At 40.8% G+C, this 26,392-nt stretch carries 23 protein-coding genes and 2 pseudogenes; 11 read left to right on the top strand and 14 right to left on the bottom strand.

The genetic code is table 11. The annotated features are described in order from the left end of the window. Entirely contained in the window at positions 1-2,052 is a 2,052-nt protein-coding gene (locus BK584_RS14205; protein WP_078393220.1) for an efflux RND transporter permease subunit, read from the bottom strand. A 155-nt stretch (positions 2,053-2,207) separates the two neighbouring features. Between BK584_RS14205 and BK584_RS14200 the strand changes: the two genes are divergently transcribed. The 4 genes and pseudogenes from BK584_RS14200 to BK584_RS25580 all read left to right on the top strand — a co-directional run. Beyond that, a complete protein-coding gene (locus tag BK584_RS14200; RefSeq protein ID WP_078393219.1) occupies positions 2,208-2,780 on the top strand; it encodes a TetR/AcrR family transcriptional regulator in 573 nt (190 codons plus the stop codon). 76 nt (positions 2,781-2,856) lie between these two features. Continuing rightward, positions 2,857-3,483 (top strand): hypothetical protein, encoded by a 627-nt coding sequence (locus BK584_RS24200; RefSeq protein WP_139365676.1) that lies wholly within the window; start codon positions 2,857-2,859, stop codon positions 3,481-3,483. Positions 3,484-3,910: 427 nt separating this feature from the next. Next, positions 3,911-5,476 (top strand): alkaline phosphatase family protein, encoded by a 1,566-nt coding sequence (locus BK584_RS14190; protein ID WP_078393217.1) that lies wholly within the window; start codon positions 3,911-3,913, stop codon positions 5,474-5,476. A 66-nt stretch (positions 5,477-5,542) separates the two neighbouring features. After that, positions 5,543-5,626, top strand: a pseudogene (locus tag BK584_RS25580) (hypothetical protein); the annotation flags it as partial. Between the two features lie 114 nt (positions 5,627-5,740). Here the strand turns inward: BK584_RS25580 and BK584_RS14185 are convergent. The 9 genes and pseudogenes from BK584_RS14185 to BK584_RS14150 form a co-directional block, all read right to left on the bottom strand. Further along, positions 5,741-6,391, bottom strand: a complete 651-nt coding sequence (locus tag BK584_RS14185; RefSeq protein WP_078393216.1) for a YdeI/OmpD-associated family protein — start codon at positions 6,389-6,391, stop codon at positions 5,741-5,743. A 182-nt stretch (positions 6,392-6,573) separates the two neighbouring features. Further along, positions 6,574-9,168 (bottom strand): YfhO family protein, encoded by a 2,595-nt coding sequence (locus tag BK584_RS14180; protein ID WP_078393215.1) that lies wholly within the window; start codon positions 9,166-9,168, stop codon positions 6,574-6,576. A 512-nt stretch (positions 9,169-9,680) separates the two neighbouring features. Continuing rightward, positions 9,681-10,745, bottom strand: a complete 1,065-nt coding sequence (locus BK584_RS14175) for an ABC transporter ATP-binding protein (protein WP_078393214.1) — start codon at positions 10,743-10,745, stop codon at positions 9,681-9,683. Continuing rightward, positions 10,735-12,453 (bottom strand): ABC transporter permease, encoded by a 1,719-nt coding sequence (locus BK584_RS14170; RefSeq protein ID WP_078393213.1) that lies wholly within the window; start codon positions 12,451-12,453, stop codon positions 10,735-10,737. Before BK584_RS14170 ends, BK584_RS14175 begins: the two co-directional genes overlap by 11 nt. A 17-nt stretch (positions 12,454-12,470) precedes the next feature. Then, positions 12,471-13,526 carry an ABC transporter substrate-binding protein gene (locus tag BK584_RS14165; RefSeq protein ID WP_078393212.1) on the bottom strand — a complete coding sequence of 352 codons (1,056 nt, stop codon included), beginning with the start codon at positions 13,524-13,526 and terminating at the stop codon, positions 12,471-12,473. Next, positions 13,523-14,323, bottom strand: a complete 801-nt coding sequence (gene surE / locus BK584_RS14160; RefSeq protein ID WP_078393211.1) for a 5'/3'-nucleotidase SurE — start codon at positions 14,321-14,323, stop codon at positions 13,523-13,525. Before surE ends, BK584_RS14165 begins: the two co-directional genes overlap by 4 nt. After that, positions 14,301-14,930, bottom strand: a pseudogene (locus BK584_RS14155) (sugar phosphate isomerase/epimerase family protein); the annotation flags it as partial. The pseudogene BK584_RS14155 and the gene surE, both read right to left, overlap by 23 nt. 18 nt (positions 14,931-14,948) lie before the next feature. Next, positions 14,949-15,110 (bottom strand): hypothetical protein, encoded by a 162-nt coding sequence (locus tag BK584_RS24680; RefSeq protein WP_169871280.1) that lies wholly within the window; start codon positions 15,108-15,110, stop codon positions 14,949-14,951. 594 nt (positions 15,111-15,704) lie between these two features. After that, the gene (locus BK584_RS14150) at positions 15,705-16,421 is read right to left on the bottom strand and encodes a 3-ketoacyl-ACP reductase (protein ID WP_078393209.1); all 717 of its coding nucleotides are present in this window, start codon (positions 16,419-16,421) and stop codon (positions 15,705-15,707) included. A gap of 170 nt (positions 16,422-16,591) precedes the next feature. On the opposite strand from BK584_RS14150, the gene BK584_RS14145 reads away from it, so the two are divergent. Beyond that, a complete protein-coding gene (locus tag BK584_RS14145) occupies positions 16,592-16,918 on the top strand; it encodes a carcinine hydrolase/isopenicillin-N N-acyltransferase family protein (protein WP_078393208.1) in 327 nt (108 codons plus the stop codon). A gap of 137 nt (positions 16,919-17,055) precedes the next feature. Here BK584_RS14145 and BK584_RS14140 read toward each other — a convergent pair whose 3' ends face one another. Then, on the bottom strand, positions 17,056-17,496 hold the full coding sequence (locus BK584_RS14140; protein WP_078393207.1) for an Rrf2 family transcriptional regulator: 441 nt from the start codon (positions 17,494-17,496) through the stop codon (positions 17,056-17,058). 531 nt (positions 17,497-18,027) lie between these two features. On the opposite strand from BK584_RS14140, the gene pgsB reads away from it, so the two are divergent. Genes pgsB through BK584_RS14120 form a run of 4 tightly spaced genes read left to right on the top strand, consistent with a single transcriptional unit; the run spans position 18,028 to position 21,052 of the window. Beyond that, entirely contained in the window at positions 18,028-19,209 is a 1,182-nt protein-coding gene (pgsB, locus tag BK584_RS14135; RefSeq protein ID WP_078393206.1) for a poly-gamma-glutamate synthase PgsB, read from the top strand. Positions 19,210-19,228: 19 nt separating this feature from the next. Then, complete coding sequence (pgsC, locus tag BK584_RS14130; RefSeq protein ID WP_054703415.1) at positions 19,229-19,678, top strand: poly-gamma-glutamate biosynthesis protein PgsC; 450 nt, start codon at positions 19,229-19,231, stop codon at positions 19,676-19,678. Between the two features lie 14 nt (positions 19,679-19,692). Continuing rightward, positions 19,693-20,886 (top strand): CapA family protein, encoded by a 1,194-nt coding sequence (locus BK584_RS14125; RefSeq protein WP_078393205.1) that lies wholly within the window; start codon positions 19,693-19,695, stop codon positions 20,884-20,886. Then, on the top strand, positions 20,858-21,052 hold the full coding sequence (locus BK584_RS14120) for a hypothetical protein (protein ID WP_078393204.1): 195 nt from the start codon (positions 20,858-20,860) through the stop codon (positions 21,050-21,052). Before BK584_RS14125 ends, BK584_RS14120 begins: the two co-directional genes overlap by 29 nt. A 402-nt stretch (positions 21,053-21,454) precedes the next feature. On the opposite strand, the gene BK584_RS14115 is transcribed toward BK584_RS14120, so the two are convergent. The 3 genes from BK584_RS14115 to BK584_RS14105 form a co-directional block, all read right to left on the bottom strand. Further along, entirely contained in the window at positions 21,455-22,963 is a 1,509-nt protein-coding gene (locus BK584_RS14115) for a phytoene desaturase family protein (RefSeq protein WP_078393203.1), read from the bottom strand. 170 nt (positions 22,964-23,133) lie between these two features. Beyond that, positions 23,134-23,592: a methyltransferase family protein gene (locus BK584_RS14110; RefSeq protein ID WP_078393202.1), complete on the bottom strand. Its 459-nt coding sequence runs from the start codon at positions 23,590-23,592 to the stop codon at positions 23,134-23,136. Between the two features lie 451 nt (positions 23,593-24,043). After that, positions 24,044-24,928, bottom strand: a complete 885-nt coding sequence (locus tag BK584_RS14105) for a LysR substrate-binding domain-containing protein (protein ID WP_078393201.1) — start codon at positions 24,926-24,928, stop codon at positions 24,044-24,046. A gap of 107 nt (positions 24,929-25,035) precedes the next feature. On the opposite strand from BK584_RS14105, the gene BK584_RS14100 reads away from it, so the two are divergent. Together BK584_RS14100 and BK584_RS25575 are read left to right on the top strand one after the other, a co-directional pair. Then, the gene (locus BK584_RS14100) at positions 25,036-26,043 is read left to right on the top strand and encodes a YeiH family protein (RefSeq protein WP_078393200.1); all 1,008 of its coding nucleotides are present in this window, start codon (positions 25,036-25,038) and stop codon (positions 26,041-26,043) included. Positions 26,044-26,227: 184 nt separating this feature from the next. Next, positions 26,228-26,353, top strand: coding sequence for a DUF5694 domain-containing protein (locus BK584_RS25575; RefSeq protein ID WP_367579326.1), 126 nt, complete (start codon positions 26,228-26,230; stop codon positions 26,351-26,353). Positions 26,354-26,392 lie beyond the last annotated feature (39 nt).

Raw genomic sequence — 26,392 nt, 5'->3', positions numbered from 1 at the left:
TTACTCCTCCTCATAAAAATTGGCTTTGTGGGTTGTCTTTTTAATCAACTTATCCGAAAGCAACAACATAGCTGGTAGGAAAAAGACGACGAGTAAAAAAGCAAGAGCAGCGCCTCTTCCAAGTAGTAATCCAATGGAAGACACGGTTGGATTGGTTGATGTAAACCATAAAATAAATCCGACGCTCGATAAAATCGCAGCAGAGATAATAATCGAGAAGATCTTTTCGTCTAATGCTTTTTTCATTGCCGCGTAAGCTGGCATGTGCTGGCGATGATGCTTATACGTCTCCATTAAAAGAATGCCATAATCAATTGTTGCAGCTAATTGAACCGTACTAACAATTAAGTAGCCGACAAATACGAGGGAGTCGTTCGTAAAGTACGGAACGGATAAATTAATCCAGACAGCCGCTTGAATCGTAAGCAGTAAGATAATTGGAATAGAGAACGACCGGAATGTAAGCATTAATACGATCGCAATCGTAATAATGGTCATTGTATTAACGACTTGATTGTCTTTACTGACCGTCTCTTTCATATCATAAAGCGTTACGCTCTCACCAAGGCTGTATGCCTCATCACCGTAATAAGAGTGAGCGAGTTCCCGCGTTTGTTCTACGAGTTGAAAGGGAATGTCTCCCTCAACTCCAGCGTTCGTATACACCATAATACGGCTATAGTTTTCCGATTGAAATTCACTTGTCACAGTCTCATCGAGAAAGTCAGCAGGAATGACGGTCCCAATCATCGTCGCATAGGACACAACCGAGTCAACATGAGGCAATGCTTTAATCTCATCTGCCAGTTCATTTTCTTTAGCAATATCGTCGTTCGGCACTAGTAGCACGATAGGTGTTGACTGTCCAAATGTCTCTTCAATCATCTTGGCATCTGCCCCAGCTCTCGTGTCTTCAGGCAAATCACCTAATCCGTATGTGAAAGAGGTGCTGCTTTGGGCTAGAAAACTAGGTACAATTAATGCAAATACAAGGACGAGAGCAGGGACTCGAAATTTAAGTATTTTCGAACCAATTCCTTTAAAACTCGGAACAAGACTTTTATGCTGTGTTTTTTCAATCCACTTGTATGCAAATAATGTTAAGGCAGGCAAAAAGACAACTACGGAAATAAAGCTTAAGACAATCCCTTTGATTAGGTTTAGACCAAGGTCTGCGCCAATTTCAAAATCCATTAACATGAGAGACATAAAACCAAAAAAGGTTGTTACGGCACTGACGAAAATAACAGGGAACGATGATTTCATTGCTTTGGCCATCGCTTTTTCCGGTGTTTCACCCCGTTTTAATTCATCGGAAAAGTTATGAAGTAAAAAGATTGCATAGTCGAGAGAGACAGCTAATTGTAAAATAGGTGCCACTGACTGAGTGACAAAGGAAATTTCGCCTAAGAATATATTTGTTCCTAAATTAATTAATACGGATACACCAATTGCTGTTAAAAAGAAAATGGGTTCGGCCCATGATTTCGTTGATACGACTAAGATAATAATAATGATTGGAATTAATAGGGCGGCAGCGTAAAATGTTTCAGAACTCGTCATATTTTGAGAGGTTGCCGTGTTAACAGCTTCCCCTGTAGCAGCATTTTCTTCACCAATTAACTCGTAAATCTCTTCAGTTGCATTCACTTCTTCTCCGGCTGAAATCGTTAACGAAAACAAAGCGTGGCTATCTTTGTAATAGGATTCAACTAAGTCAGAGTCGAGGACCTCAAGTGGAACGCGGGTATCCGCCATATCATCGAGCCACATGACATCGGTTACGCCATCAATTAGGCTTAAACGTTCTTTGTAGTCCAATGCTTCTTGAACGGAAATATCTCGAACGAGAACATTTGTATTAGGCATGGTGCCAGAGAATTCAGCTTCCATTTGTTCTAGCGCTTCAGTAGAGGGAGCATCGTCTGGGAGATAATCCACCATATTGTAATTTATTGATACAAAAAATTGCGATACAATTGAAATAACGGTTACAACAGCAAAAACAAGCACGATGGCTCGTTTATGCTGAATGATTTTATTGATAAACAATTCAGTTCTCACCCCATCTTGACTTTCTTACTATTTCCTTTAATAGTATATATACACAGTGTTGGAGAAACAACAAACAGTTGTTTAGAATCTGTTAGCTTCGCAACACTTCATTCATGACTGTTGGATAAAATCAAAAAAAGGTTGTGAAAGAAATGCCAGAGAAAATGGACAGGCGAAAGAAATATACGAGGATGGTTTTAAAAGATTGCTTGATTCAATTATTAAAAGAAAAACCGATCTCGGCAGTAACGGTGAAAGAACTATGCGCGCTAGCAGATATTAATCGGTCCACCTTTTATAGTCACTACACGGACCAATCTGACCTGCTAGACAAAATTAGCGAAGAGATTGTAGATGATATGTACCAAACGTTAAACCAATACAATTTTAAGAAAGAAGAAGAAGTATTACAAATGACGGAAAAAATACTTGAATATGTTGCCGACAAAAGTGATCTTTGTCAGATTCTCCTAAGTAAGAATGGTGATACAACGTTTAAGAAAAGAGTAATGGAGTTAACACATACCGTTATTATGGGGAAATGGATTGATGAATTCCATTTACGTGGAAAGTTGTCGGAGTACATTCCATTGCTCGTTGTTAGTGGAGGAATTGATGTGATTGAAAGCTGGCTCGCTAACGGAAAAAAAGAATCACCTAAAGAAATGGCTGCATTAATTCATTATTTTACGAATCATGGGTTAGCAGGGTTTCGTAATCGTTAAGTGAATAGAGGTTTGAACTGGGAAGAAAAAGACAATACGGACTATTCTACTGTTTACGGTCTCAATCGTTGCCAATATGCTTTTTACGTTAATTATGTATTTGTTTATTGTGAAAGCACAAGAAACCGTACTGGTGCCTGAAAACTATGTATTATGGACTTTTAACTATCCGTTTTCTATTCATATTTTACTCTATCCGTTTCTCCTTATTATTGGTTTATTTGAAGTTCTGACAAAGGGCCCTAGAAAAAGAAGAACGCGAAAGAGCTCTCGTTTCTCAACTAAGAAGAAGTACTTCGTGGTTGCTGTTTGTGGTGGCAACATTCTCTTGTTATACGTCATTTTCTTTGGTGTGAGGGTTATCACCAATGAGAAAGTCATTGATTATTCCTCTCTTCATCCGCAAGGGAATGAGTATTCATATGAAGAGGTCACAAACGTTCATACGGGCGTCCATGGAAAAGGTTCGTACCGGCCCTTTTCCCAACAAACAAGAAGATTCTTTTATGAGATTGAGCTAGCAAACGGAAAAACAATCGATTTAATGGAAGTTGGGAATGTGGCAAACAATGAACATGAGTATTTTGCGATTGAAGAACTTGACCATGAATTCGTAAACCGTGGGATACCGAAAGTTTCAAGTATGGAGAATGTTGATAATCAAAATGAATACCTTGACTGCAGGAAAATAGTATTGCTCTAATTAATAATTATCAGAGGAAATAATCTTGTTTAACCTAAATAAAGGGTATTGGAAGCTTAATAATGTTTTTTAAGTGCTGGGAAGCGCGTAATTGGTAGATAGTCAATTACGCGCTTTTCTTGTATCAAGTCAATAGAAGCTTTACTGCACGAGTGGTTACTGCTTTTGTATACCCTTTCATCGGTATCATAGCGATCAACTATCTAGCTAATGACGATCACGTTGCCCAAAATCAGCGGCCTAGCCTTGGGAACTAAAATGTACTTAAGACAGTGTCATTTTCTGGATAAAAGCTTTCCATTCCGTATTAAATACTCATGTTCAGAGTAAAATAAGTGTCTCATAAAAAATTGAGGCACAGACATACTTAGCGAGATTAAGCATGACTTGGGTTTCTAAAGAATATTTTCAGGAGTGGATACTATTTATGAAGAAGGTTATTATACTTATTCTATTTCTACTTTTTGGGGGCTTTTATTTTGTTGGATTAACGACACCAACGAAGGATTTAACGGAAGCAAGCATCCATTCAGAGGGGAAACCAGTCTTATTCTTGCTAATTGATTCACTTATGGACGAGCCTTTACAAAAAGCAATTGAAGAGGGGAAAGCGCCAGCTTTTGAATTCTTAATCGATCACGGGCACTATTATTCAGAAATCGTTAGTTCTTACCCTACAATGTCAGTTACAGTTGATAGCACGTTACTAACTGGAACATATGCCGATCAGCATAAAATACCTGCACTGGCTTGGTACAGGCAAGATGAAGAACGCCTTGTTAATTATGGAAGTGGACCGAGCGAAGTATGGGCACTTGGGATCAAACAAATGGCAAGGGATAGCTTGATCCGTTTGAATGAGGACCATTTAAGCCAAAATGTCTCAACCATTTACGAAGAACTAGAGGACGAACGTATCCAATCGGCCTCGATTAATGGACTTATATATCGCGGAAACAGCCCAGGTTACTTAACGATCCCTAGGCTTGCCGCATGGCTGAATCTTCTTCCTGAAAATGTAAATATCAATGGACCGACACTGTTATCGTTAGGTGGTTTCTCCCAATGGAATTCTAATAGTGATTACTCCAATAAAATTTGGAAAAATATAGGTATTAATGATGAATTTTCGGCAAATGAACTTGTTTATATGATCCAAGAAAATCAATTGCCCTCGTTTACGCTTGCTTACTTTCCTAACTTGGACAGACCGGTTCATAAAAGGGGACCAATGGTGCTTAAAGAAATTGAAGCGGTCGATAAAGAGCTGCAAAAGATTTTAAATACTTATCCGACATGGAAAGAAGCGATTCAAAAGGCAACTTGGATTGTGTATGGGGATAGCGGTCAGTCTAAGGTTAGCAGTGACGATGACAGTGCCCTTATAGATTTAAACGACTTATTGGCGCAGTATGCCGTTTGGAACCCTGGAGACAAGGTCCAAGAGAGAGATCAAGTGGTACTAGCTGTAAATGCTCGAATGGCCTACATTAACCTATTAGACAATGGGATTGCGTTCTCGGAGATCGTATCACAGTTAAAAAAAGATCCAAGAATCGGTTTTATTTCGTGGAAAGAAAAAGAAATGAATTATGTGGCGGCTGAAGGGTCCAACCAATTGTTATCTTTTTCTCCGAACGGAAACTATACCGATTCGTATGGACAGACATGGGATATAGAAGGGGACATATCGCTTTTAGATCTCACCGTGAATGACCAAGACATAATTACTTACGGCGACTATCCCGATGCATTAGCGCGACTTCACGGTGCCCTCCATTCACACGAAGGGCGTTATGTTATTGTTGATGCAAAACCAAGGTATGAGTTTATTGGAGATCATACGCCGACCCACGTAGGAGGAGCAGCTCATGGATCCCTTCATAAAGAAGATTCCGTTTCGCCACTCATTATTGCCGGTACAAATAATCAACCAGAATATGCACGGGTTTTGGATTTTAAGAAGTGGGTCTTAAAGCTGGTAGGTACGTAAGTATATTTCAAATGCTATCTCTATAGATTTTGGAAAAGTTCAGGAAAATTAAGTTCAGATGATAAGCAGCATATCGACGAAAAAAGCCAGCGACGCCAAAATAGCATTGATAGTTTGCGATGCAGAACCAAAGACGAACTGGCTCACTAGCAAAATAAGGAATAAATTTATATATAATTCAAGCACGAGAGAAAAGCTCAGAACTGTTTTCTGGGCCTTTTTAATGGTGTGGAAGAACTATTCCCGAATGAAAACTATATTGGATTACTTTTTTTCTTTTCGATATAAATCAACGGACTTGTACCCTTGGGAGAGGATGTTAATCATTTGTTGTTGGCGCTTATCCCTTGTTTCCTGTTGTTTAGCAGAAAAAATGTAGCGAGCCCAGTCTTTTTGGTAACCTGGAGTTAAGCCCTGATAAAATTGAAGCTCATCTGAATATTTAGCAAGCAGTCCTTTAACATCCTTGATATGTTGCTCATAGTCTGCCACGCATTGACTTGCAGCTGATGATTTTTTTGATCTCTTATTTTCACGTTTTAATCCTACTACAGTAAATACTTCATCCATGCTAACCATACGTGAAAATTTAAGGTCACTATTCCCTACAAAACCGTCTTTACCAACGTTTAACGCAGGAAAAATTTCGTCTCTATGTATAAACGTTTCATAGCGTTTATTGCCTTTTTTCGGATAAGCGAAATATAGATAGCCTTTTTCCAATAAAGGTTGTTGAGTGTTAATACGTTGTATGGACGAAATCATCTCTTCTATCGTTTCTACAAAAATAAAAATTGCGTCATGTTCTGTAGATAATGAGGTTACATTTCCTGGAAATAGATCATAATCTTCGGGTTGATTGATCACAACCATATTTTTGTACTTATTAAGATTTAGTTTAGTGCATATTGACATTAGAGAACTCCTTAAAAATTTTTCTTTAACTTTACCATTTCGCGAACTTAATCTTCAAGAAAACGTGGTTTACGGCGGCGTCCTTAACAACATTTAAAAAGGTTTTAAACGATAGCAGATTTTTAATGTACATTATACGTATTAGAAGAGAACCTGTCGTTACTTCGGACATATTGGTTGAGCTATTGGGGTCTTCTCTTCTGGCGATAGTGTCTTAACCATCCTCCTGCACCGAGCAAGCCGAGGGAGCTTAGCGTGACAGCCAATCGGAAATAGGGGGGCAAATAAGAGAAAGTGATCTCGTTTACCCCTTCATAAAGCGTACTCCCGAGAAACGCATAATTTACTTTTTGTAGCGGTTGTTTTTTTCCATTTACTTTTACTTCCCATCCCTTTTCATATGGAATAGGAAGAGCCAAGTAGGTGTCATGTACTGTATTATCATAGTTTACATGTATATTTCTTCCATCAACCTCCACATCTATCTGTTTGATATGATCTCGCTCATACGCTTCTTGCAGCACTTGATAAGACTCGCTGCGCAGACCTAGATTTTTAAGTGTATAGTTGCCTTTTGGTACCCTTAAAGAGATGACATTATTTGACGGGATACGAACTGTGATCGCATTGATATCTGTTTTGTAAACCGAACTTCTCGACTTGCGCGTGGTTTCGTAATCATTGATTTTAAGGGTAAAAAGCGGTGCTGTCTTTGATTGGTTCTGTAAAAAGAAAGAAAAATAATCATCGATTTCCGTTTCTCTGCGTTCCCCGATAGTGATATCAATGCCGCCTACGTTTTCCGTTATGTGTAACGTCTCTTTCTCATACGTCCCGCCGATAGCCGTTATTTGCGCTGTTTCCATTAAATTATACAAATCCTCAACTTGACCATTTGCTTCTCCATTCTCTAAAATAATCCCCTTAAGCATTGCGTGTTCTCGTACCAACGGACTAAATCGATTTAAATCTTTTTCCTGAAAAGTAATTGAAGTCGCTCTCGCAAAGGGAAGAACATGTTTGTTTTCATAAAGAATATACCCTTCATTTTCAGAATGCGGCCGGAATCCATACGGAATTGGGGTCTGCCTGTATTTATCTACCAACTTATACTGTACTTGCATTAGGCTATGTAGATGCGTACGGTCGCCAAACCCAGAAAAGCGGCTGACGCTTTCTCGACCCATATCTATTTCTAAGTCGTCATAATAGAAACGCAAAATGTCTCCATTAAGTACGCTGGAATAAGCGCTGTTTCCATAAAAGCCTTGAATAAGAGGCGTATTGTTTCGTGTGTCCGTCATCCACTCTGTTCGCGCGAACAAGCTTCTATTTTCATCTAATGCTTGATGGATAAGAGAAGACTGTTCGTCCGAATGATATTTTCTACTTGTCATAAACGAATGCGAAGGAATGAACCCGGTTTCAGAAAAGATCAATCGTGCTCCTGAATTAACAAGAACTAAATGAAATAAAACCATAACAACACAAAGAAGGTTAAGGCGGCGCGCTGATTTTCGAATCGACAGTAAGGATGCGCCGATAGCAGCCGCCCAAAGGGCAAAGATAAAAACATGGTTAGGAGGTGTCAAGGAGAACGTAACTCGCTCATCAAAGAAATTACCTAACATGTAGATAGTGAAAAGACCCGCTCCTCCTAAAATTAGCTGGGTGTTTGTTGCATGTTTTAGATGTGTCAGCCCTTTTCCCACTGCCCCACTGATTGCAAAAACTCCAATGTATTCAAACCGGAACTGGGGCGCAGAGAAACCATTAAATGCACTGGCGATAAAGGGGCTGTAATGGAAAACAACAAATAACAGCGCTATAGATGTAAAAAGAAGGAACGTTTTGTCTCGATATAGATTTTTTATAAATACAAAGAGCACAAATAGTGGAGGTAAAAGCAGGTACCTGCTTTCATAAAGGATGTTGTCGTGTAATTCAAAAAGACTGATCGACCCAGTAAATTCAGGTCTGTAGTTGTTTAAAAAACCACTAACGGCGGGGATAAAAGCGATTGCCCCAATCATAAAACTCAAAAGCACGATCAGTACATAGTGTCCAAGCTGTTTTTGAAAGGAGAGGCGATCCTCTGGTAGTTGAATCAACCAACGTGCAGGAACATATAGGCTGATGAAAACGAAATTTACATAAGCGAAATAAAAATTATTAAGCAGTGTTAGACTCATAGCCAAAACAAGCCAAAAAGGGTTTTCTTCCCTGATTAATTTTTCGACGCCCAACACGAGTAGGGGCAGCCACAAAAAGCAATCCGTGAAAAATTCCCAATATATAGCGTGTCCGAAGTACATTATGCTTACCCCGTAAAGGAAAGCTGAAAAAAAAGCGTACGGCAAAGCGATCTTCATGTAATGAAATACATAGGTTGCAATTACTAAAACAAGTGAAAGTCTGATTGTATTTATAAATACTGCTGCCTGCCCCCAGAATACAGGGTCAACTCGATTGAAAAAACCAATTGCTTCCCCCAAATAAACGAGTAGACAGGTTATATAGAAGATGGTGCTCGTTGAAAAATAATAAGCAAGCTGAGCATAGATGCCCCCACCTATTCCAAACTGAAAAGAATAAAAGAATTCTCCTTTTTTATATTGATTATATAAAAAGTGTTTAAAAGGAACTATCTGTCCAAGACCATCGTTTGGACCAACCATAAAACGGTTGTTCATCCATTCATAGAAGAAGAAAGCGTGAGCCAACACCGCAATCAAAATGCTTCCCATACCTATAACCAGCCATTGTTTATATCTCATTTTGATACCAACTTATCAGCAGTTTTTCTTATTACATATTCTAGTCGATTGGAATCCTTCTCGTACCAAACTACTCCTCTGGTGCAAAAATAGAGGATGTATATCTCGAGCGTACTATTGTCTTATGCTTACTAGTTTCATTGATCTTTTTACTTATTCAAATAAAAACTAAATTGTTTTAAAGTCTTTTCGTAGCATCTGTATGTAGCGTTCATTTTATGTAGAGGAGAAAGGTTTAATTTCGAATTGTAACGATGCTGTAACTATCAGTAGTCAGAGTAACATCATTTTCAGAATATACTCCGCTGCTCGTAGTTATGAATAATTGATGAATATCGAGGTCGGTTCGGCTATGGAATGAGAAAAAGAATCGCCAAAAGTGAAGGTTGCTTTAATTTACGGATCATGGATTGGTAGTCTACGGAGTTTATGTAGTGAATATAGCAATCGATTTAAAGGAGACAGCGCGTAATTGCTAAAAGGAAGATGCAATTACACGCTTTTGTAATTATTTAGCCGATATGTGCTTTTGGGTGTGTGATGCGTTTTTGCTTGTGTAAGTAAACGTTCTCGCCGATCGCATAGCGATCGACGATAGGGCTAATAACGTTGATAATCGCATTCTCTATTTGTACCGTATAATGAATCTCCCGCCCCTGATAAAGTACATGATGAATGGTTGCTTCAATGCCTCTTTGATCTTGGTTGATCACCCATTCATCTGGTCTAACCGGGTATTGCTGATGTTGTTTAAACGCTGGAGCGACTGCTTCTCCTTCCCAGCTCATCGTAGGGGCGGCGTTTGGTCGGAAAAACGCGCCCTCCCATGTGCCCTCTATCATCGTTGCTTTACCAACAAAACTTGCTACATAGCTTGTTTCTGGATAAAGGAAAATTTCTTCTGGCGTGGCAACTTGTTCAATTTGCCCGTTCTTCATAATTACGATGCGATCGGCCATCGCAAGCGCTTCGCCTTGGTCATGTGTTACATAGATAATTGAACTTCTTGTTAAACGGTGTAAGCTTTGGATTTCTTTGCGCATGTCTTCACGTAGTTCTGCATCCAAACTACTTAATGGCTCGTCCATAAGGAGGAGCGCAGGCTGGTGGGCTAAGGCTCGTGCAAGTGCGACCCGTTGCTTTTGTCCACCGGATAGTTCATTTGGCATCCGTTTAGCTAAATGATCGAGGCCGACGAGTTTTAATACTTCCTCAGCTCGGTCTTTATACTGTTTTTTCATCTCTTTTGGTGTATATGGATGATGTCGTAAGGGAAATTCAACCTGTTCTTGTACGTTGAGATGTGGCCATAACGCAAATGATTGAAAGACCATACCGATGTTTCTTTGTTCTGGCGGAATCACATTTGTTTTTGCACTGACCTGGGTTCCGTTAATCACGATCTCTCCATCTGTTGGTTGATCAAACCCAGCAATTAGACGTAGTAATGTTGTCTTTCCACACCCAGAGGGTCCGAGTATCGCGATGAATTCGCCACGTTGAACGGAAAGGGAAACGGAGCGTAACGCTTCAAAAGAACCAAATGCTTTCCGTAAGCCATTGATTTCAGTTGCCATGTTTTAACCTCCTATTCCATCTGTGTTGCACTATATATAAGCTAGCAATTGTTGCAAGGATTCCTGTTACAATGACCATTGAAAATGCAGTTGAATGAGTCGAATAACCTGCCTGTTCAAAATTGAAAATGACAAGTCCGATTGTCTCTGATCCACTTGACCAAAGCAGTGATGAAACGGTTAATTCGGTTAAGGCAGTGAGAAAGACGAGGAAGGCGCCACTTACTACACCAGGGAGTAGGAGTGGTGTGAGTATACGCCTCCATTTGACAAAAGCATTTGCGCCAAACAGATGGGCTGCTTCTTCCATTAAGGGGTCGACTTGTGCCATTGCGGTAAAGCTTCCCCGTACTTGTAACACCATAAAGCGTGTAATGTAGGCGATTAACAAAATACCGATTGTGCCATAGATGCCAGGGTTCCAACCTGGGATTGGTTCTAACCACATAAAAATCATAGCCAGACCAAGAACCATCCCCGGCAAGGCATAAGGAAGACCAACAAATCCTTCTAGTGTCCGATTTAGCGCGTTTGGTTGTCTTGCTCTCATATAGGCAAGAGCCGTTCCAAGTACGAGACAAATGAGTGTCGTCACACTAGCAAGAAAGAGGCTGTTTCCAATTGCCCCTTGCACTCGATTGTTCTCAAACAAAACAAATCGATAGTGTGATAACGTTAAATTGTCCCATCTAAATGGCAATCCGTAAGCTTGAATGACAGAGGACATAAGCATTGAAATGAAAGGGACAATTGTTATACATAATAAGAAACCCCAGAGCATGATTTCAGCCACTAGACGGAAGCGCCCTAGTTGGTAGCGAGGCTGAAAGTCTTGGTCTACCGTATCAGTGTGCTTTGCTTTGCGTACAAGCCGCCACTGAATGATTGTTCCAAGTAAAGCGAAAACGGATAAAACAACAGAAAGCGTGGCAGCACGGGCAAATGCAGACGGACCAAAGCCAACTACTTCTTGATAGATGGCTGTACTAAGAACAGTAATATTGGCTGGGATTCCTAGAAAGGCAGGGATGCCAAAATTATCTAAGTTTGCGATAAACGCAAGCAAGCCGCCGCCTGCTAATCCAGGGAGTGCAAGGGGAAGCGTAATCTTACGGAAAACGTCTTGAGAGGTTGCTCCACTTGCGCGAGCTGCCCATTCCATATCCCGTGGAATCTTTCTTAATACATTGACTGTAAACAAAAACACAAGGGGAAAGTGGGACAGGCCAAGTACAAAAATCATGCCACTCATGGAGTAAAGATTAAATGGGAGTGTATCAATGGAGAACAAGCCTAGAAAAGACCCCACTAGTCCGTTTGTCCCCATAAACTGCGTCCATGATAAGGTGATAATATAGGACGGAATGATGAACGGAATGAGAATAAACAACTGCATCAGCTTTTTCCCACGGATGTCCGAATAAGCCACAACCCAGGCAAAAAACAAGCCTAGGCCAATTGCTAAGAGTGTAGAACCAAACACCATCACAAAGGTGTTTTCAAGGATACGCCACGTGCTTGCTTCAGCGAAGATAGCGATATAATTAGCGAATGTAAATGTCCCATCTGAAAAAAAACTTAATGAAAATAAACGAATAATCGGTAAGACAAACAAGAAGAAAATGAGAACAGTAAGAAGAAATGTGTATACTCTTTTTTTTGAAAAAAATGGAGTCGTTTGTAGGCTCCTGTTTATTTGACCAATCAACTTGCTTCACCTCTATCTTAATGATCGCCAAAAATGGTACGGAATTGTTCTTTGTCGCTTTCTCTTGTATTCAGCAAATCAGAAAGATCACTTGATAATACATCAACGTCTGCAGCACTTTGTAAACCTTCTGGAGGAGCAACTCCATCGCGAATGGGCGTATAGCCAATTTCTACACTCAACTCTTGTCCTTTTGCAGATAAAACAAAATCAACAAATGCTTTGGCTGCTTCTTCATTCTCTGTCTCTGCTGTAATGCCAATTGGTTCTGTGATAACTGGTACCCCTTCTTCAGGGTAAATGAGGTCGATTGGAGAACCTTGCTGTTTGGCATTCGCAGCAACAAAGTCAACGACCATGCCATAGGCGCTATCTCCTCCAGCGACTGCCTGAACGACACCTCCATTTCCTTGAACAATCGTCGCTTCGTTTTCAGAGAGGGCTTCAAAGAATTCCCAGCCAAACCCATCTGTTCGACTAAGTACGCCTGTATTGTATGCTGCAGCTCCAGAGTATAGAGGACTAGGCATTGTCGTTTTTCCGAATGATTCTGGGGAGGTTAAGACGTCCCATGATGTAGGTATATCCTGAACGAGATTTGTATTATAAGCTAGCACTGTAGGCATGATCTTTGTTCCGGTATACATATGGTCAGGATCGATAAAATCGCTTGGAATGGCATTTATTTCGGAAGACTCATAAGGCATTAACAAGTCGTATTCTTTTAACCCTTCAAAGGTCACGCTGTCTGCAAGCAGAAGTACATCTGCTTGAATAGCTCCGGCTTCGTTTTCTGCAAGTAAACGGCTGACAACTTCTTCAGTACCCGAGCGGAAAATGCTTACATCGATATCAGGGTAAGCTTCGTTAAAACCTTCAACTAACGCTTCTGCGTCAGCATCGGGTTGAGAAGTATAAAAAGATAACGAACCGGTTTCTTGCTCGATTGCATCGCTGTTTGCTGCCCCATTTGCTGATGTATTCATTTGTTCTTGAACGTTATCTGCCCCGCAGCCCATTAACCCAAACGAAGTAAAAGCAGCAAGAGATGCTCCAATTAAAGCTCGCTTCATGAATCAATTCCTCCAGTAAGTTCGTGTTTTTTTGTAAACATCCGTTCAAATTTTCCGATTGCTTTACGATTGGAACGTTTATGTTCAATAGGCGTAATGGTGATATATCCTTCTCGTAGTTTTGAATAATCACTTTCGTTCTTAAATTTGTTTAGCTGCATTAAACTCCAGTGGTCTTTAAGCCAGTAATAGACATTTCCATGTGGATCATTTAGCCCAACATAGCGATAGCGTGTAATAGACATATCCATAGGAACAACTGCAAACCCTTTAACCAACTTTTTTTGGAGGTAGGGAAGGTTAACGTTTAAGAACAATCCTTGACCCCATTTTTGTTGAAACAGCAATTCAAGAAATTCGTAAAAAAGATCTTTTGGGTATTGAAAGTTAATCGGTTGTTCCATCTTATTTAAGGAGATTGATATAGCTGGAACTTGATGAAGTACAGATTCAGAAGCTCCTGCCATTGTCCCCGAATAGTACAAATCACGACCGAGATTAGGACCAATATTAATACCAGAGAAAACGAAGCTAGGTTTCTCTTCGCACAGTACTTCTAAGCCTAATTTGATGCAATCAGCAGGTGTCCCATTAACCGCATAAGCTTTTACATGCTGCCCAAAAATAGTAACCGGAGCGGCCTTAACTGGCTGTCTTAATGTGATTGAATGGCTAACGGCACTGCTTTCTTGATCAGGACAAATCACGGTCACATCGCCAAAGTGTTGGAGGGTTTCTACTAGTGCTGCTACACCTGGGGCAAAAATACCGTCATCATTTGTAACTAAGAAGTGCATGTTGGTCCTCTCTTTCTGTGTCCAAATAAGGAGACAAATAGGCTAAGTGGCGACGGAGCATTCGGTCTAACTTCAGGTCCATGCCTTCTAATACGATTGGTAAGGGGGTGCGGATCAACAGTTCAATTATCGGATCTAAATCAATCTCACCATCCCCAAGCGCCACATGATACGTCGTTTTCGTTGAATCGCTTAGATGAATTGTGCCAATTCGGTTCGTAGCTTGATAGGCTTCAATCACGTCTTTATGAAGTGGGATATGCGCTACATCAAAGGTTGTTTTAACGTCAGGCCCAATTGCTGCTAATAAAGCGTTCATTTTTTTTGGTGAATCAATCAATTCTTTTGGTTTTTGTTCCATGAGCTCAAGCGAAAGTGTCACCCCATAATTGTTTGCAAAACCAATTAACTTACGGCTTGCAATGAGCTGTTGTTCCTGATGCCAAGCGCACCAATGATTAGGTAAGCTTAGTCTTCCTGGATGCACGGTTACATTTTTGGCATTAAGGCGTACTGCTTGCTCAAAAGAACGTTCAATTTCACCGAATGAACGTTCACGAACGCCTCGGTTAAGGGAAATCTGATTGATGTCCCAACTCGGAGCATGGAACGTGTAGGAAAGAGGCTATTCCATTTGTTTTCGTTGGATCTCTTTTATTGACGTACGGTGGAAATCAATTTGTTCTGACCAAATTTCTGCGCCATTTAGCCCAAACTCGGCAATTGTTTGCAATGCTTCTGGAACGGGTTTTGACCAGAGCAATGTAGTTGATGCATACAGATTCATTTACGAACAACCCCTTCATAAGAGTACCAAGCGTTTGTCGCTTCTCTTGGAATGAAAACACATCCGAATGGTTCTGGATTCTTTGTATGCTTTCCGTGATAATCACTGCCACCCACTTATGGCTAGTCCATATCAACTAGCTTGTCCGATCCAAAAGTGTGGTTGTTGTTTGAATGATGACAGTGATAAGCTGCTATTCCATAGACTCGTATCTACGTATACATATGCGAATAATCAAAAGCACTCATCCTTTTTTATGAGGTATCTTTAGTGTAAATGTTACTTTTTAAGGAAAATTAAATAGTGGATATTCATTTTGTGAACGGTACGTAAAGATTCGATGTTTGACAAGGGGGCCGTAATGAGTTGAAAAACACGTAAGGTGGCCGTTTTTGAAGGAAAAAGATCAAAATGATGTAAAGGAAGTGTGGAGGTTTTACAAATGGTTCATACTTCTTAGTAAGGGAGCAAATAGAAATCAAACAGAGTATGCTTTTGGAAGTACGTACAATGGACAGCGCAGCAGATTAAGGCTGTGCATGTAAAAATAAGACGCGATCCAGTTGAATGGGGTCGCGTCTGAGTCTCGTTTTATTAAGGATTGGTAGACCATAGCCCTGCATGTTTTAAAACAACTCGAGGATGCAATTTTAATTGTGCAACCATCAAGTCAGATAAATCTTCAGCTTGCATCACTTTTTCTGGATTCCCGTCTGTTAAATTAAGCTCAACCGCCATATCGGTTGCAACGGTGCTTGGTGTAAGCGTCGTTACACGAATGTTTTTCTTTCGTACTTCCATCATAAGCGACTCACTTAGACCGATTACCGCAGCTTTTGAAGCAGTGTAGGCGCTAGTAATAGGAGCCCCTTTTTGACCAGCCGTGGAAGAGATATTGATGATATCCCCTTTGTTGCGCTCAACCATTTCTGGCAAGACCGCACGTGTTGTGTAGTAGACGCCTTTCACATTCACATCAATTATATTCGTCCACTCTTCTGGCGTTAAGTCCATAAAACCACCAAATTTAGAAATGCCGGCATTATTGACCAAAATATCGATCGGCCCAAGTTCTGAACGTACAGATGTAACGGCTGATGTAATGGAATCTAGGTCTGCTATATTAGCTGCGGCGACCGCGACGTTTACATCATATTGTTTTAATTCTTCAGCTACTAGCTGCAAGTTTTCAAGTGTACGTCCAATAAGGCCGACATGAATGCCTTCCTTTGCGAACGCTATTGCAGTTGCACGCCCAATTCCACGCCCAGCTCCAGTAATTAACGCTATTTTTCCTGTGATTGGTACCATAGTTAGAAACTCCTTTAGAGTAAGATCGTTTAATTTTAGCGAAATAAGTAGGCAGAAGCAATGATCTTATATTCAAAGCAAGAAGTTATGAACTGATCAGGCAAACTAGTGATGATTCATGGCGCGAAAAATTTCTTTTATGCAGCGCAAAAAAGCGAGGAACCTAATTCTTGCAGGAAAACAAGAATCAAATAAGTGGTTCCTTAAAACGTAAAGAACACTTAGACATGATGTTAGTAACAGAAGATTCTCCTTGGTCGTTCTATTATCAATTTAACAATGAGGAGTCACTGTTATTTTACAAAGATTATCAAGCATGCTTTGGAACATTGCACACAGTTGTTTACTCTCCAAAAGAGTTAAGTCTCATTGTTGGTGCTGGAGAAAATTATGTCCCACGTATTTTCACTTTTAAAGACTATGTAAACGGGAGGCCTATTACTTCGGGGGTTCTTATAAAAGCAAGATTGACAGACAACACCAGAAGCTACTCTTAATATCTGGTATTTTATTTCTAAATAGTAAGAAACTTCAAGTTAAAGTGATCCCTACAAGCAATAAATAAAGTGAAACAAGTATGAATAAAGTGTTTAAAGGTAGGCCAGTTTCATTGGCCACTCTTTTTTTGCCTCCACTAATCAATTGGAATATTAAATAATTCCCGTAGTGACGTTTTATTTTGAATAAGATCCTGAAGTGTATGCTCGTCTAACACGGATAGAAAGGAGGAGAGCGCTTTGTCTAATATCTGCTTGAGCATACACGATTCTGCGAGAATGCAGTGACCTCCAGCTTCTTTGTAGCATTCACCGAGATCTAAATTCTCAAGTGTTCGTACTAACTGCCCAATTCGAATTTCATGAGGTTCTTCCGCGAGAACAAGTCCCCCGTTTCGTCCTCTGTACGTTACAATAATGCCTTCTTTGCTAAGTGTTTGAATGATCTTCATTAAGTGATTATAGGAGATATCAAACGTCGAAGCAATTTCTCTCATAGTTGCAAGTCTTCCACTAGGCAATGTCCCTAAATACATTAAAACTTGAATTGAATAATCAGTGTATAATGTCAGCTTCAAGGTATCACCTCTTCTATCTATTTTAGTCAAACACCTATCCATTATAGCCTCATGCGAGATTTAGTCTAACATGCATAAGGACCTCGTAAAACAAGTATCTAATGTACTTGTTTTAAGCAAAAATGAGAGCTAATCAAAGGTGAACAGTACATGGTGCATAAAGCTTTCATTTATTTTTCACCTCATATAGAAAAATATGGAATTTAATGGAGAGAAAAAAACTAGACTCTTAGAAAAAACGGGAAATAATTAGGTTTATTTATACGGTATAAGTCAGATTTCCTAACTTGTTACATATTGTTGAACAGTGTTGAATGAATAAAGTCTGTCTCAGCCTTTGCCTAGCAAGGGAAGGCGGAAACCGGGACAACAAAAGGCCGATTTGTAGCATTTGAAGTACTTGTTTTATCTGATTTTTCGTTTTGTTAATGTTGACATTGGGTTAAGGAGAGACGCTTTTGCGGCCCATTAAACAAAAAATAAAAAACGAGCATAAGAAAGCTCGGCCGAATGGAGAGAGGAGCAAGGAAGATGTGGATTATTGCGGGAGCAAGCGCATGTGTGGCTGGATTTGGCATTTGGGAGAAACGTCGCCATAAGCGCAATATGGATGCCATACCCGTACGCGTCAACATCAATGGAATTCGTGGTAAATCAACGGTTACAAGACTCATTTATGGGGTTGTAAAAGAAGCTGGTTATAACACGGTTGGTAAAACAACTGGGACAGATGCCAGAATGATTTACTCGGATACAAACGAAGAACATCCGATTAAGAGAAGGCCACAAGGCCCAAATATCGGGGAACAAAAGAAAGTTGTAGAAGAGGCGGTTAATCGAGGAGCCAACGCGTTAATTAGTGAGTGCATGGCTGTTAATCCTGATTACCAAATTATTTTTCAAGAAGAACTACTACAAGCAAACGTCGGCGTTATTGTCAATGTGCTTGAAGACCACATGGATGTAATGGGTCCGACTCTCGATGAGGTTGCAGAAGCGTTTACCGCAACCATTCCGTACAATGGACACCTAGTCGTAACAAGTGACCAATATACGGAATATTACAAATCTATTGCAAAAGAACGAAACACGAAAGTGATCGTTGCTGATAATAGCAAAATTACGGAAGCATATTTGCGGAAGTTTGAATACATGGTGTTCCCTGATAATGCATCGCTTGCGTTAGCGGTTGCAGAAGCATTAGGAATTGATGAAATGACAGCTTATAAAGGAATGCTCAATGCACCGCCAGACCCTGGTGCGATGCGGATCCTGCCGATAAAAGATGAAAAGAAGCCAAGTTATTTTGTAAATGGCTTTGCTGCAAACGATGCGTCGTCTACACTTTCGATTTGGGAGAGAGTGAAGAAAATCGGCTACCCGACTGAAGAACCAATCGTCGTAATGAATTGTCGTGCTGACCGGGTTGACCGGACAGAACAATTTGCGCGAGATGTATTGCCGTATATAAAAGCCCAGTCGCTTGTGTTAATTGGAGAAACAACTGGTCCAATTGTGGATGCATTTGATAGAGGAGAGATCCCGTGTAAGCATCTACACGATATGGATTCAGTATCGACAGAGGGAATTCTAGAATTGCTTGAGCCGATGATGGACGAGCGCACGATTTATGGAGTAGGAAACATTCACGGGGCAGCTGAGCCATTACTTGAACGTTTGCAAGCGTTTAAAGCAAGTCAGCTCGTGAGTTAGTTGGAGGGAGCATTCATCAATGTTTGGAACGGATTTATATATTGCACTTATTTTAGGCGTTTTACTTAGTTTATTATTCTCAGAAAAAACAGGGGTTGTCCCTGCTGGATTGATCGTTCCTGGTTATTTAGCGTTAGTATTTGATCAAGTGCTATTCATGACACTGGTCGTATTAGTCAGCATTCTTACGTATGTGACGGTGAAGTACGGTTTATCGAAGATCATGATTTTGTATGGTCGGAGGAAATTCGCCGCGATGCTCATAACGGGTATTATTTTTAAGTTGGCTGTTGATTTTGCGTATCCAATAACGCCGTTTGAAGCGTTTGAATTTAGGGGACTCGGAGTAATTGTTCCTGGACTGATTGCAAACACCATTCATCGTCAAGGCGTCGTTATTACAATTGGAAGCACATTGCTATTAAGTGGTCTTACGTTTGGAATTATGTATGTGTACTTTTTATTTTAAAGGTGTGAGTGAGTATGGAGAATAAGCGTGCGCTAACGTTCAAAGAGAAAGTGTTAAAGCAAATCAAAAAACAAAAGCGGAAAACGCATCTCCATGTGTTTATCTTGCTGCCAGTTCTTATTGTCGCTGTTTTCCTCATGACTATCATCGATACGAGACCGACAGCAGAAGTCGATGGCAAACAGCGCTCTTTAGTTGAAGGCGTGTTTGTTGGCGATATTATGATGGGTCGACATGTGGAAGAGTTCACTGATCGGTATGGGGCAGAAAGCGTTTTTCGGTATGTGAAGCCTTATCTTGATCAGGCAGATTACGTAACAGGCAATTTTGAACAACCAATTACCGAAGGAAACCGTGAAGATGAATTAGACAAACAAATTCACTTACACGCTGGACCTGAAGCGGTGAATGGCCTCAATGATAGTGGGTTCACGGTAGTGAGTCTCGCAAACAACCATACGATGGATTATGGTGAAAGGGGATTGCTTGATACGCTTTCAGTGTTTGAAGGAAAAACCGTTGGACAAGTAGGAGCCGGCGTAAACCGGGACGATGCAACGGAACAAATCCATATGGAAGAAGTAAATGGGATTACAATTGCGACGCTTGGATTTACCGATGTGTACTCGGAAGATTTTGGAGCAACGGCTGGTTCGGCTGGGGTGACAACATTTAACCCAGATGTGTTTGTGCCAATGGTGACGCACGCCTCCAACGAGGCCGACCTTGTTGTTGTTCATGCTCACTGGGGACAGGAGTATGAAAATAAACCAAATAATCGCCAACGCACGCTTGCAAGAGCGTTGTCTGATGCAGGAGCAGATATTATCATTGGTCATCACCCCCATGTGCTGCAAGGCATGGAAGTATACAACGACACGGCCATCTTCTATAGCTTAGGGAACTTCGTTTTCGACCAAGGTTGGACTCGAACAAGAGAGTCTGCACTTGTTCGATATGAATTAACACCTGAAGGTAGAGGGATGTTTGAAGTTGTTCCAATGTATATACGGGAAGCATCTCCTGCACCTCTAACAGCAACCGATAAATTGAATGAAATCTCAATTAAAAGAGCATTAACAAAAACAAGTAATTTCGATTGGACGTATACAGACGGCTCAATCAAATTTGAAGTAGATCATAGCGAAAAAATAGATGAGACGGAGGATGAGGAACCCGATGAAACAAATGAAATGGATGAGATCTAGCTGGCCTTATGTAGGAATTGTTGCTGTGTTTATTTGCATGACAACGTTCAAACCAGGTGAAGAAGTATCAATAGATGAATTAGACGAGATTTATCAACTAATAGAAGTTGCTGAATTCCAATATGCGTACGATGTGGACCAAGAGAGTAATGAGGAAGTAGAATAAACACGAATGTTGTAAAAAGACTTGCCTATGGGCAGGTCTTTTTATGTGTATATGAAGAAAAAGATTGGCGACTTCTTTGTTAAAGAAAGTACAATAGATCATAAAACAGTTCAACAAAAGCCTTCATATGTGACTAAGGGAGTATTCTATATGTTTAGTAAAAAGCCATTCTCAACTAGTGATTAAACTCATATAGGTATAATAGGTTGTCCGTACAACTGAATTCGTATTAACGCTAGTAGAGGGGGGCTGGTTTAAAAAATGGTCCAAGACAGCGAAAGGGTTGTTATTTACTAGTTTTGGCATTATCACGTTCATTTTTTTATCTTGCGACCGACTGGGACTATATTGTATCGTTTTTTGAATAGACGATGATGAACCCCTCTGACAGAGGGGTGTTTATTATCCAATATGTTTTTCAGATCTTGCCATGTCTTCAGCAATTAAGTCAGCCGTTAATTGTCCAGATAAAGTAACCATTGGTACGCCACCGCCTGGATGAGTAGAGCCGCCAACAAAGTAAAGATTGGCGATTAAATTGCTTCTACTTGGGATTTTGAAACCACCATTTTTCTTTTTATCAGCGACAACGCCATAAATGGATCCACCGTTTGATCCATAGAGGGAACGAATGTCATCTGGTGTGAACGTATATTCAAATTCAATTTCATTACGAATGTTTTCGAGGCCATTTCGTTCAAGTTTTCCGAGCACTGTCTCACGGTAGCTTTTTTCGTACTTGCTCCAATTCTCGCCTTCCTGTAAAGGGGGTACATGTGTAAGAATAAAATGGTTTTCTTTTCCTTCGGGCGCTTGTTCAGGATCACTTTTGGAAGATATTCCGATATAGATGGTTGGATCATCGGCAGGGCGTTTTTCTTCAAAGATTTGTTTAAATTCAACTTCTGGGTCATTCGAGAAAAAGAAGTTATGGTGCGTGAGTTGTGGGTATTGACGCTTAATCCCAAGCATTAATACAAGTCCAGAAACGCTTGGTTCAAATTTCTCAAGTTTCTTTGCCTGCGTTTTATGATGCGTATGTTCTTTCAGTAATGATTGGTATGTTGGAATGGCTTCTAAATTTGAAACAACAAGGTCCGCATGAAATTCTTCACCAGTAGCTAAGCGAACGCCTTTAGCTACTGAGTCAACTTGAATGATACTTGTTACTTCGGTTTCGGTTCTAATTACTACATTAAGTTCGGCAAGTAGTTTTTCCATAGCAAGGACAATGTTGTACATGCCACCTTTTACATAGTAGTTACCGAGTCCAAATTGGACAAAACCAAGCTGTGAAAGGACGGCAGGTGCTTGATAAGGAGAAGAACCGACATACATCACAAGAAAATTAAGTATTTGACGAAGGTGAGGATCGCTAATAAACTTCTCGGTTCCTACATTTACGCTTTTCATTGGATCAAGCGCCATTAATTCTCTTAATGTATGGAGTTTGCGCAGTTCATTTAAGCCAGAAATACTTTTGTTGTAAAAGCTTTTTCTGCATAGTTCATACATTTGTGAGCTGTAGCTTAAGTAAGTTAAAAATGGAGCGGCGTCCTGTGGGGAAACTCGCTTAATTTCGTTTAACATATCTGGTAAATCACCTTTTAAATCAATCGTTACACCGTCTTCAAAAAACGTCCGCCACTGTGGCTCCACACGCTCAATTGTCATGTATTCATGAACATCGCGACCAGCTCGCTTAAATAATTCTTCTAGCACCCAAGGCATTGTTAAAATAGAAGGACCTGTATCAAAGTGGTAACCTTCTCCACTGCGAATATTGCATTTGCCACCGATACGTTCGTTCTTTTCTAAAATGGTCACTTGATGTCCGGCAGCAGCCAAACTAATGCTTGCAGACAATCCCCCAAGCCCTCCACCGATGACAACTACATGTTTCTTTTCCATCGTTCACACTCCTTGTCAAATAAAGTCATTTAATAAACCCAAGGCAGCAAGATCCACCGTCTCTTTTTCCAAGTTGAATAGATTGTTGGCAGCGCCTCTTCAAGCATCTGTTCTTCAAGTCGGATGCGTTTTAACAAAACGGCAGTCATGAAAATGAGAGAGACAATGATTCATGCGATTGTTTGCGTATAAACGGCAACTCCAAGCACACAGAGAAAGAGACCAGTGTAGAGAGGATGGCGCACTGAACGGTTAGGGCCGCTACTAACAAGTTCCATTGTCGCCGATGTACGAATCTCCCTGGAAAAATGCTCCTGTAATGTAACTATTGCCCAGAATCGCAGTGTAATACCCGATACATAAATGAACAGTCCTAGCCATAGAAGGAAGTTGTTAGGTACCAGTCTCCATTGCCGTTCTCGAAATAACAGGCTAGCGATGACACTGATCAAAACGGCGGCTAAGATGAGGAAAAAACTGCTCCTTTCCTGTTGCCCACGTGTCTGTTCTGATGAGCGGTTTTTAAAAAATACAAACTCGCTTAGCCATATGACCGTAGCTGCAATAAAAACCAGATCGGCAATGAACAAAAACAACCTCTCCTTTATCCCGTTAAAAATTTTGTCCAAGCTTTAATTATCCTATGTGCAGATTGTCCAAATCATTCGAGAAACTGGCATTTGGCAAAGAAACTTTGAGAGGAATGAGCTCTGAATTAGAGAGAGGAGCTCAGGGATGGAGAAGAGGAGCTCAGGATTAGGAAGAGGAGATCAGGATTAGAGGGGAGGAGATCAGGATAAGGGAGAAAGAGCTCAGGATTGGAGGAAGGAGCTCAGGGATGGAGAAGAGGAGCTCAGGATTAGAGAGAGGAGCTCAGGATTAGAGAGAGGAGCTCAGGATTAGAGAGAGGAGCTCAGGATTAGAGAGAGGAGCTCAGGATTAGGGAGAGGAGCTCAGGGATGGAGAAGAGGAGCTCAGGGTTAGGGAGAGGAGCTCAGGATTAGGGAGAGGAGCTCAGGATTGGAGAGATGAGCTCCGAGTTAGAAGAAAGGGGTCAGGGTCGAGGTGGGGGAAACTCAATTAATTAATCCGTTTCTCCTGCGCGTTTAATTGATCGATTAAGAGTTGAATGTTGCGCCCTGGTTTTGTTCCCTTTGTGAGCACATAGGAGAAAGCGCGTTTTTCATTGAGGGTGTCATCCATGACAATTTCTAAGGTGCCGTGTTTTACTTCTTCTTCTATTGTCGCTTCTGATAGAAGAGCGAGACCCATACCGTTTTGGACGCTACCTTTTATTCCTTGGGTGGAGCTAAAGACGAAGGTTGATGCAACTTGGATGTGGTGGGCTTCTATGAGGTGATCAAACGATTGCCTCGTACCAGATCCTTCTTCGCGTATAATCCATACTTGATTGTGCAAGTCTTTTAATGAATGAACGCTTGGCTCGAATTTTGGAGAGCGCACAATGACGAGACGATCTTGTTGGAAATTTGTGATGCGAACATCCTTTGACTCGTTCTGTCCTTCAATCAACCCAATATCGACGTCTAAGTGACGGACGGCGTCAATGATTTCGTCCGTATTGCCGATCGTAATGTGGAAATCTAACCGTTCATGCGCCGTGTGAAGAGCAGCGACAATTTTAGGTAAAAGGTATTCGCCAATCGTAAAACTTGCGCCAATTCGAATAAGTCCAGAGGCTTGTTGTTTTTTCTCGTAGAAGGTCTCATGCAAATTTTTATAAAGGGCACGGATCTGTAAGGCTTGGCTGTAAAAGAGCTCACCTTCTGGAGTTAAACTAACGTGCTTGGTTGTTCTCTTGATGAGAGACGTTGCGAATTCGTGTTCCAAATTTTTAATATGAACGCTAACAGTGGGCTGTGATAGGGACCGTTTGGCTGCGGTTCGTGTGAAGTTCTGTTCTTGTGCTAGAATGACAAAGGTTTCAAGTTCGTCCATATGCATCGACTACACCTCATCCATTACTATTTTGTATAGATATTATTATATATATTTATTTCACAAATAAAAATAGGCACCGTATCCTTAGGAGTGGAACAGGAGGAACGAAGATGCAGGGAAACACCAAGACATTAAACAGATCTTTTTTAATCGGTTTGCTAATGGCATTTGCCGTTGCCATAGCAGCTGCCCTGCTTGCAAAGCTACCATTTCTCAAAGTTGTTGGTCCACTTGCGCTGGCCATTTTAATAGGGATGGGTATCAACCATTTTGTTAGAGTAAAGCAAGAATACCGAAGTGGAATTGAGTTTTCGAGCAAAAAATTATTAAGAGCGGGTATTATTTTATTAGGGCTACGTCTTCATTTAGGAGATTTACACGGGGCAGGAGCAGGTGCTTTTTTTTATGCAGGTATGTTGCTTGTAGCTGCCCTAGGTCTTGTGTATGGATTAGCACGTTTATTAAAAGTTGATCGGACGGTTAGTTTACTCGCTGCGTGTGGGACAGCCATTTGCGGGGCAGCTGCCATTGTTGCGCTTGCACCGCTAATGAGGGCGAGAGAAAACCAAGTGGCATTAAGTGTGGCTGTTATAGCTGTAATGGGAACATTGTTTACGATTGCGTATACGTTCCTGCAGCCTCTCCTGCCAATAAGTTCAGAGCAATATGGTTTCTTAACTGGTGGTACGTTGCATGAAATTGCACACGCTGTTGCGGCGTCGCAAGCCGGGGGGGAAGAGGCAGAGGATATGGCAATCATTGTCAAGTTAACACGGGTGGCTTTGCTTGTCCCTGTGGCACTTCTAATTGGCGTATACACAGCAAAACAGGAGTCAATAGGATTTTCAATCAAACGGCTGCCAATCCCATGGTTTATTTTTGGCTTTTTGGCTATGGCTCTTGTTAACACGGCATCTTTCTTACCAGATACACTTGTTGATGTCTTAGTATCTCTCTCCTATATCTTACTCGGTATGGCCATGGCTGGACTTGGACTAAATGCTACTCTATCGATCTTTAAAAAGTCGGGGAAAAGCCTTTTTTATGCCGTTTTACTTGGATCATTGTTAGTAGCGTTGCTTGGTTATGGTTTGATTTTTATATTAAAACTTGGATAACGTTTATTACACACGAGGCTTTCGCATATGCGGAAGCTTTTTTAAATTGGAAGAAGATGGTCGTAAACCGTTTTCGTTTGATATGCTAGATACAGGTTGAAATGGGCAATACAACTATGGTGCTAGGCGTTTATCATTTTGATACAGTCGAGATATCACCTCGCTTATATGCAGTTAACCTGTCATAGACGGTGCGGAGTGGGTCGGTCAGTATTTGTACTTCCGTAATTTGATGATTTATCGCCATCTTTCAACACTTATTCAAAAAGGTCACGAACGTATCTTAGTTATTATGAACCAATACATTTGAGCTTTGAACTCTTTCTTGAGAGATAGGTCCTTTCTCAAG

Origin of the sequence: Shouchella patagoniensis (assembly GCF_002019705.1) — a bacterium.
GTDB classification, from domain to species: domain Bacteria; phylum Bacillota; class Bacilli; order Bacillales; family Bacillaceae_D; genus Shouchella; species Shouchella patagoniensis.
The sequence above is the reverse complement of the archived record's forward strand: the minus strand, read 5'-3'. Positions and strand labels throughout refer to the sequence as shown.

Coding starts and splice junctions, on each gene's coding strand:
- BK584_RS14200 (WP_078393219.1), top strand. CDS start 2,208: ATGCCAGAGAAAATGGACAGGCGAAAGAAATATACGAGGATGGTTTTA.
- BK584_RS24200 (WP_139365676.1), top strand. CDS start 2,857: ATGCTTTTTACGTTAATTATGTATTTGTTTATTGTGAAAGCACAAGAA.
- BK584_RS14190 (WP_078393217.1), top strand. CDS start 3,911: ATGAAGAAGGTTATTATACTTATTCTATTTCTACTTTTTGGGGGCTTT.
- BK584_RS14185 (WP_078393216.1), bottom strand. CDS start 6,391: ATGTCAATATGCACTAAACTAAATCTTAATAAGTACAAAAATATGGTT.
- BK584_RS14180 (WP_078393215.1), bottom strand. CDS start 9,168: ATGAGATATAAACAATGGCTGGTTATAGGTATGGGAAGCATTTTGATT.
- BK584_RS14175 (WP_078393214.1), bottom strand. CDS start 10,745: ATGGCAACTGAAATCAATGGCTTACGGAAAGCATTTGGTTCTTTTGAA.
- BK584_RS14165 (WP_078393212.1), bottom strand. CDS start 13,526: ATGAAGCGAGCTTTAATTGGAGCATCTCTTGCTGCTTTTACTTCGTTT.
- surE (WP_078393211.1), bottom strand. CDS start 14,323: ATGCACTTCTTAGTTACAAATGATGACGGTATTTTTGCCCCAGGTGTA.
- BK584_RS24680 (WP_169871280.1), bottom strand. CDS start 15,110: ATGAATCTGTATGCATCAACTACATTGCTCTGGTCAAAACCCGTTCCA.
- BK584_RS14150 (WP_078393209.1), bottom strand. CDS start 16,421: ATGGTACCAATCACAGGAAAAATAGCGTTAATTACTGGAGCTGGGCGT.
- pgsB (WP_078393206.1), top strand. CDS start 18,028: ATGTGGATTATTGCGGGAGCAAGCGCATGTGTGGCTGGATTTGGCATT.
- pgsC (WP_054703415.1), top strand. CDS start 19,229: ATGTTTGGAACGGATTTATATATTGCACTTATTTTAGGCGTTTTACTT.
- BK584_RS14125 (WP_078393205.1), top strand. CDS start 19,693: ATGGAGAATAAGCGTGCGCTAACGTTCAAAGAGAAAGTGTTAAAGCAA.
- BK584_RS14120 (WP_078393204.1), top strand. CDS start 20,858: ATGAAACAAATGAAATGGATGAGATCTAGCTGGCCTTATGTAGGAATT.
- BK584_RS14115 (WP_078393203.1), bottom strand. CDS start 22,963: ATGGAAAAGAAACATGTAGTTGTCATCGGTGGAGGGCTTGGGGGATTG.
- BK584_RS14105 (WP_078393201.1), bottom strand. CDS start 24,928: ATGCATATGGACGAACTTGAAACCTTTGTCATTCTAGCACAAGAACAG.
- BK584_RS14100 (WP_078393200.1), top strand. CDS start 25,036: ATGCAGGGAAACACCAAGACATTAAACAGATCTTTTTTAATCGGTTTG.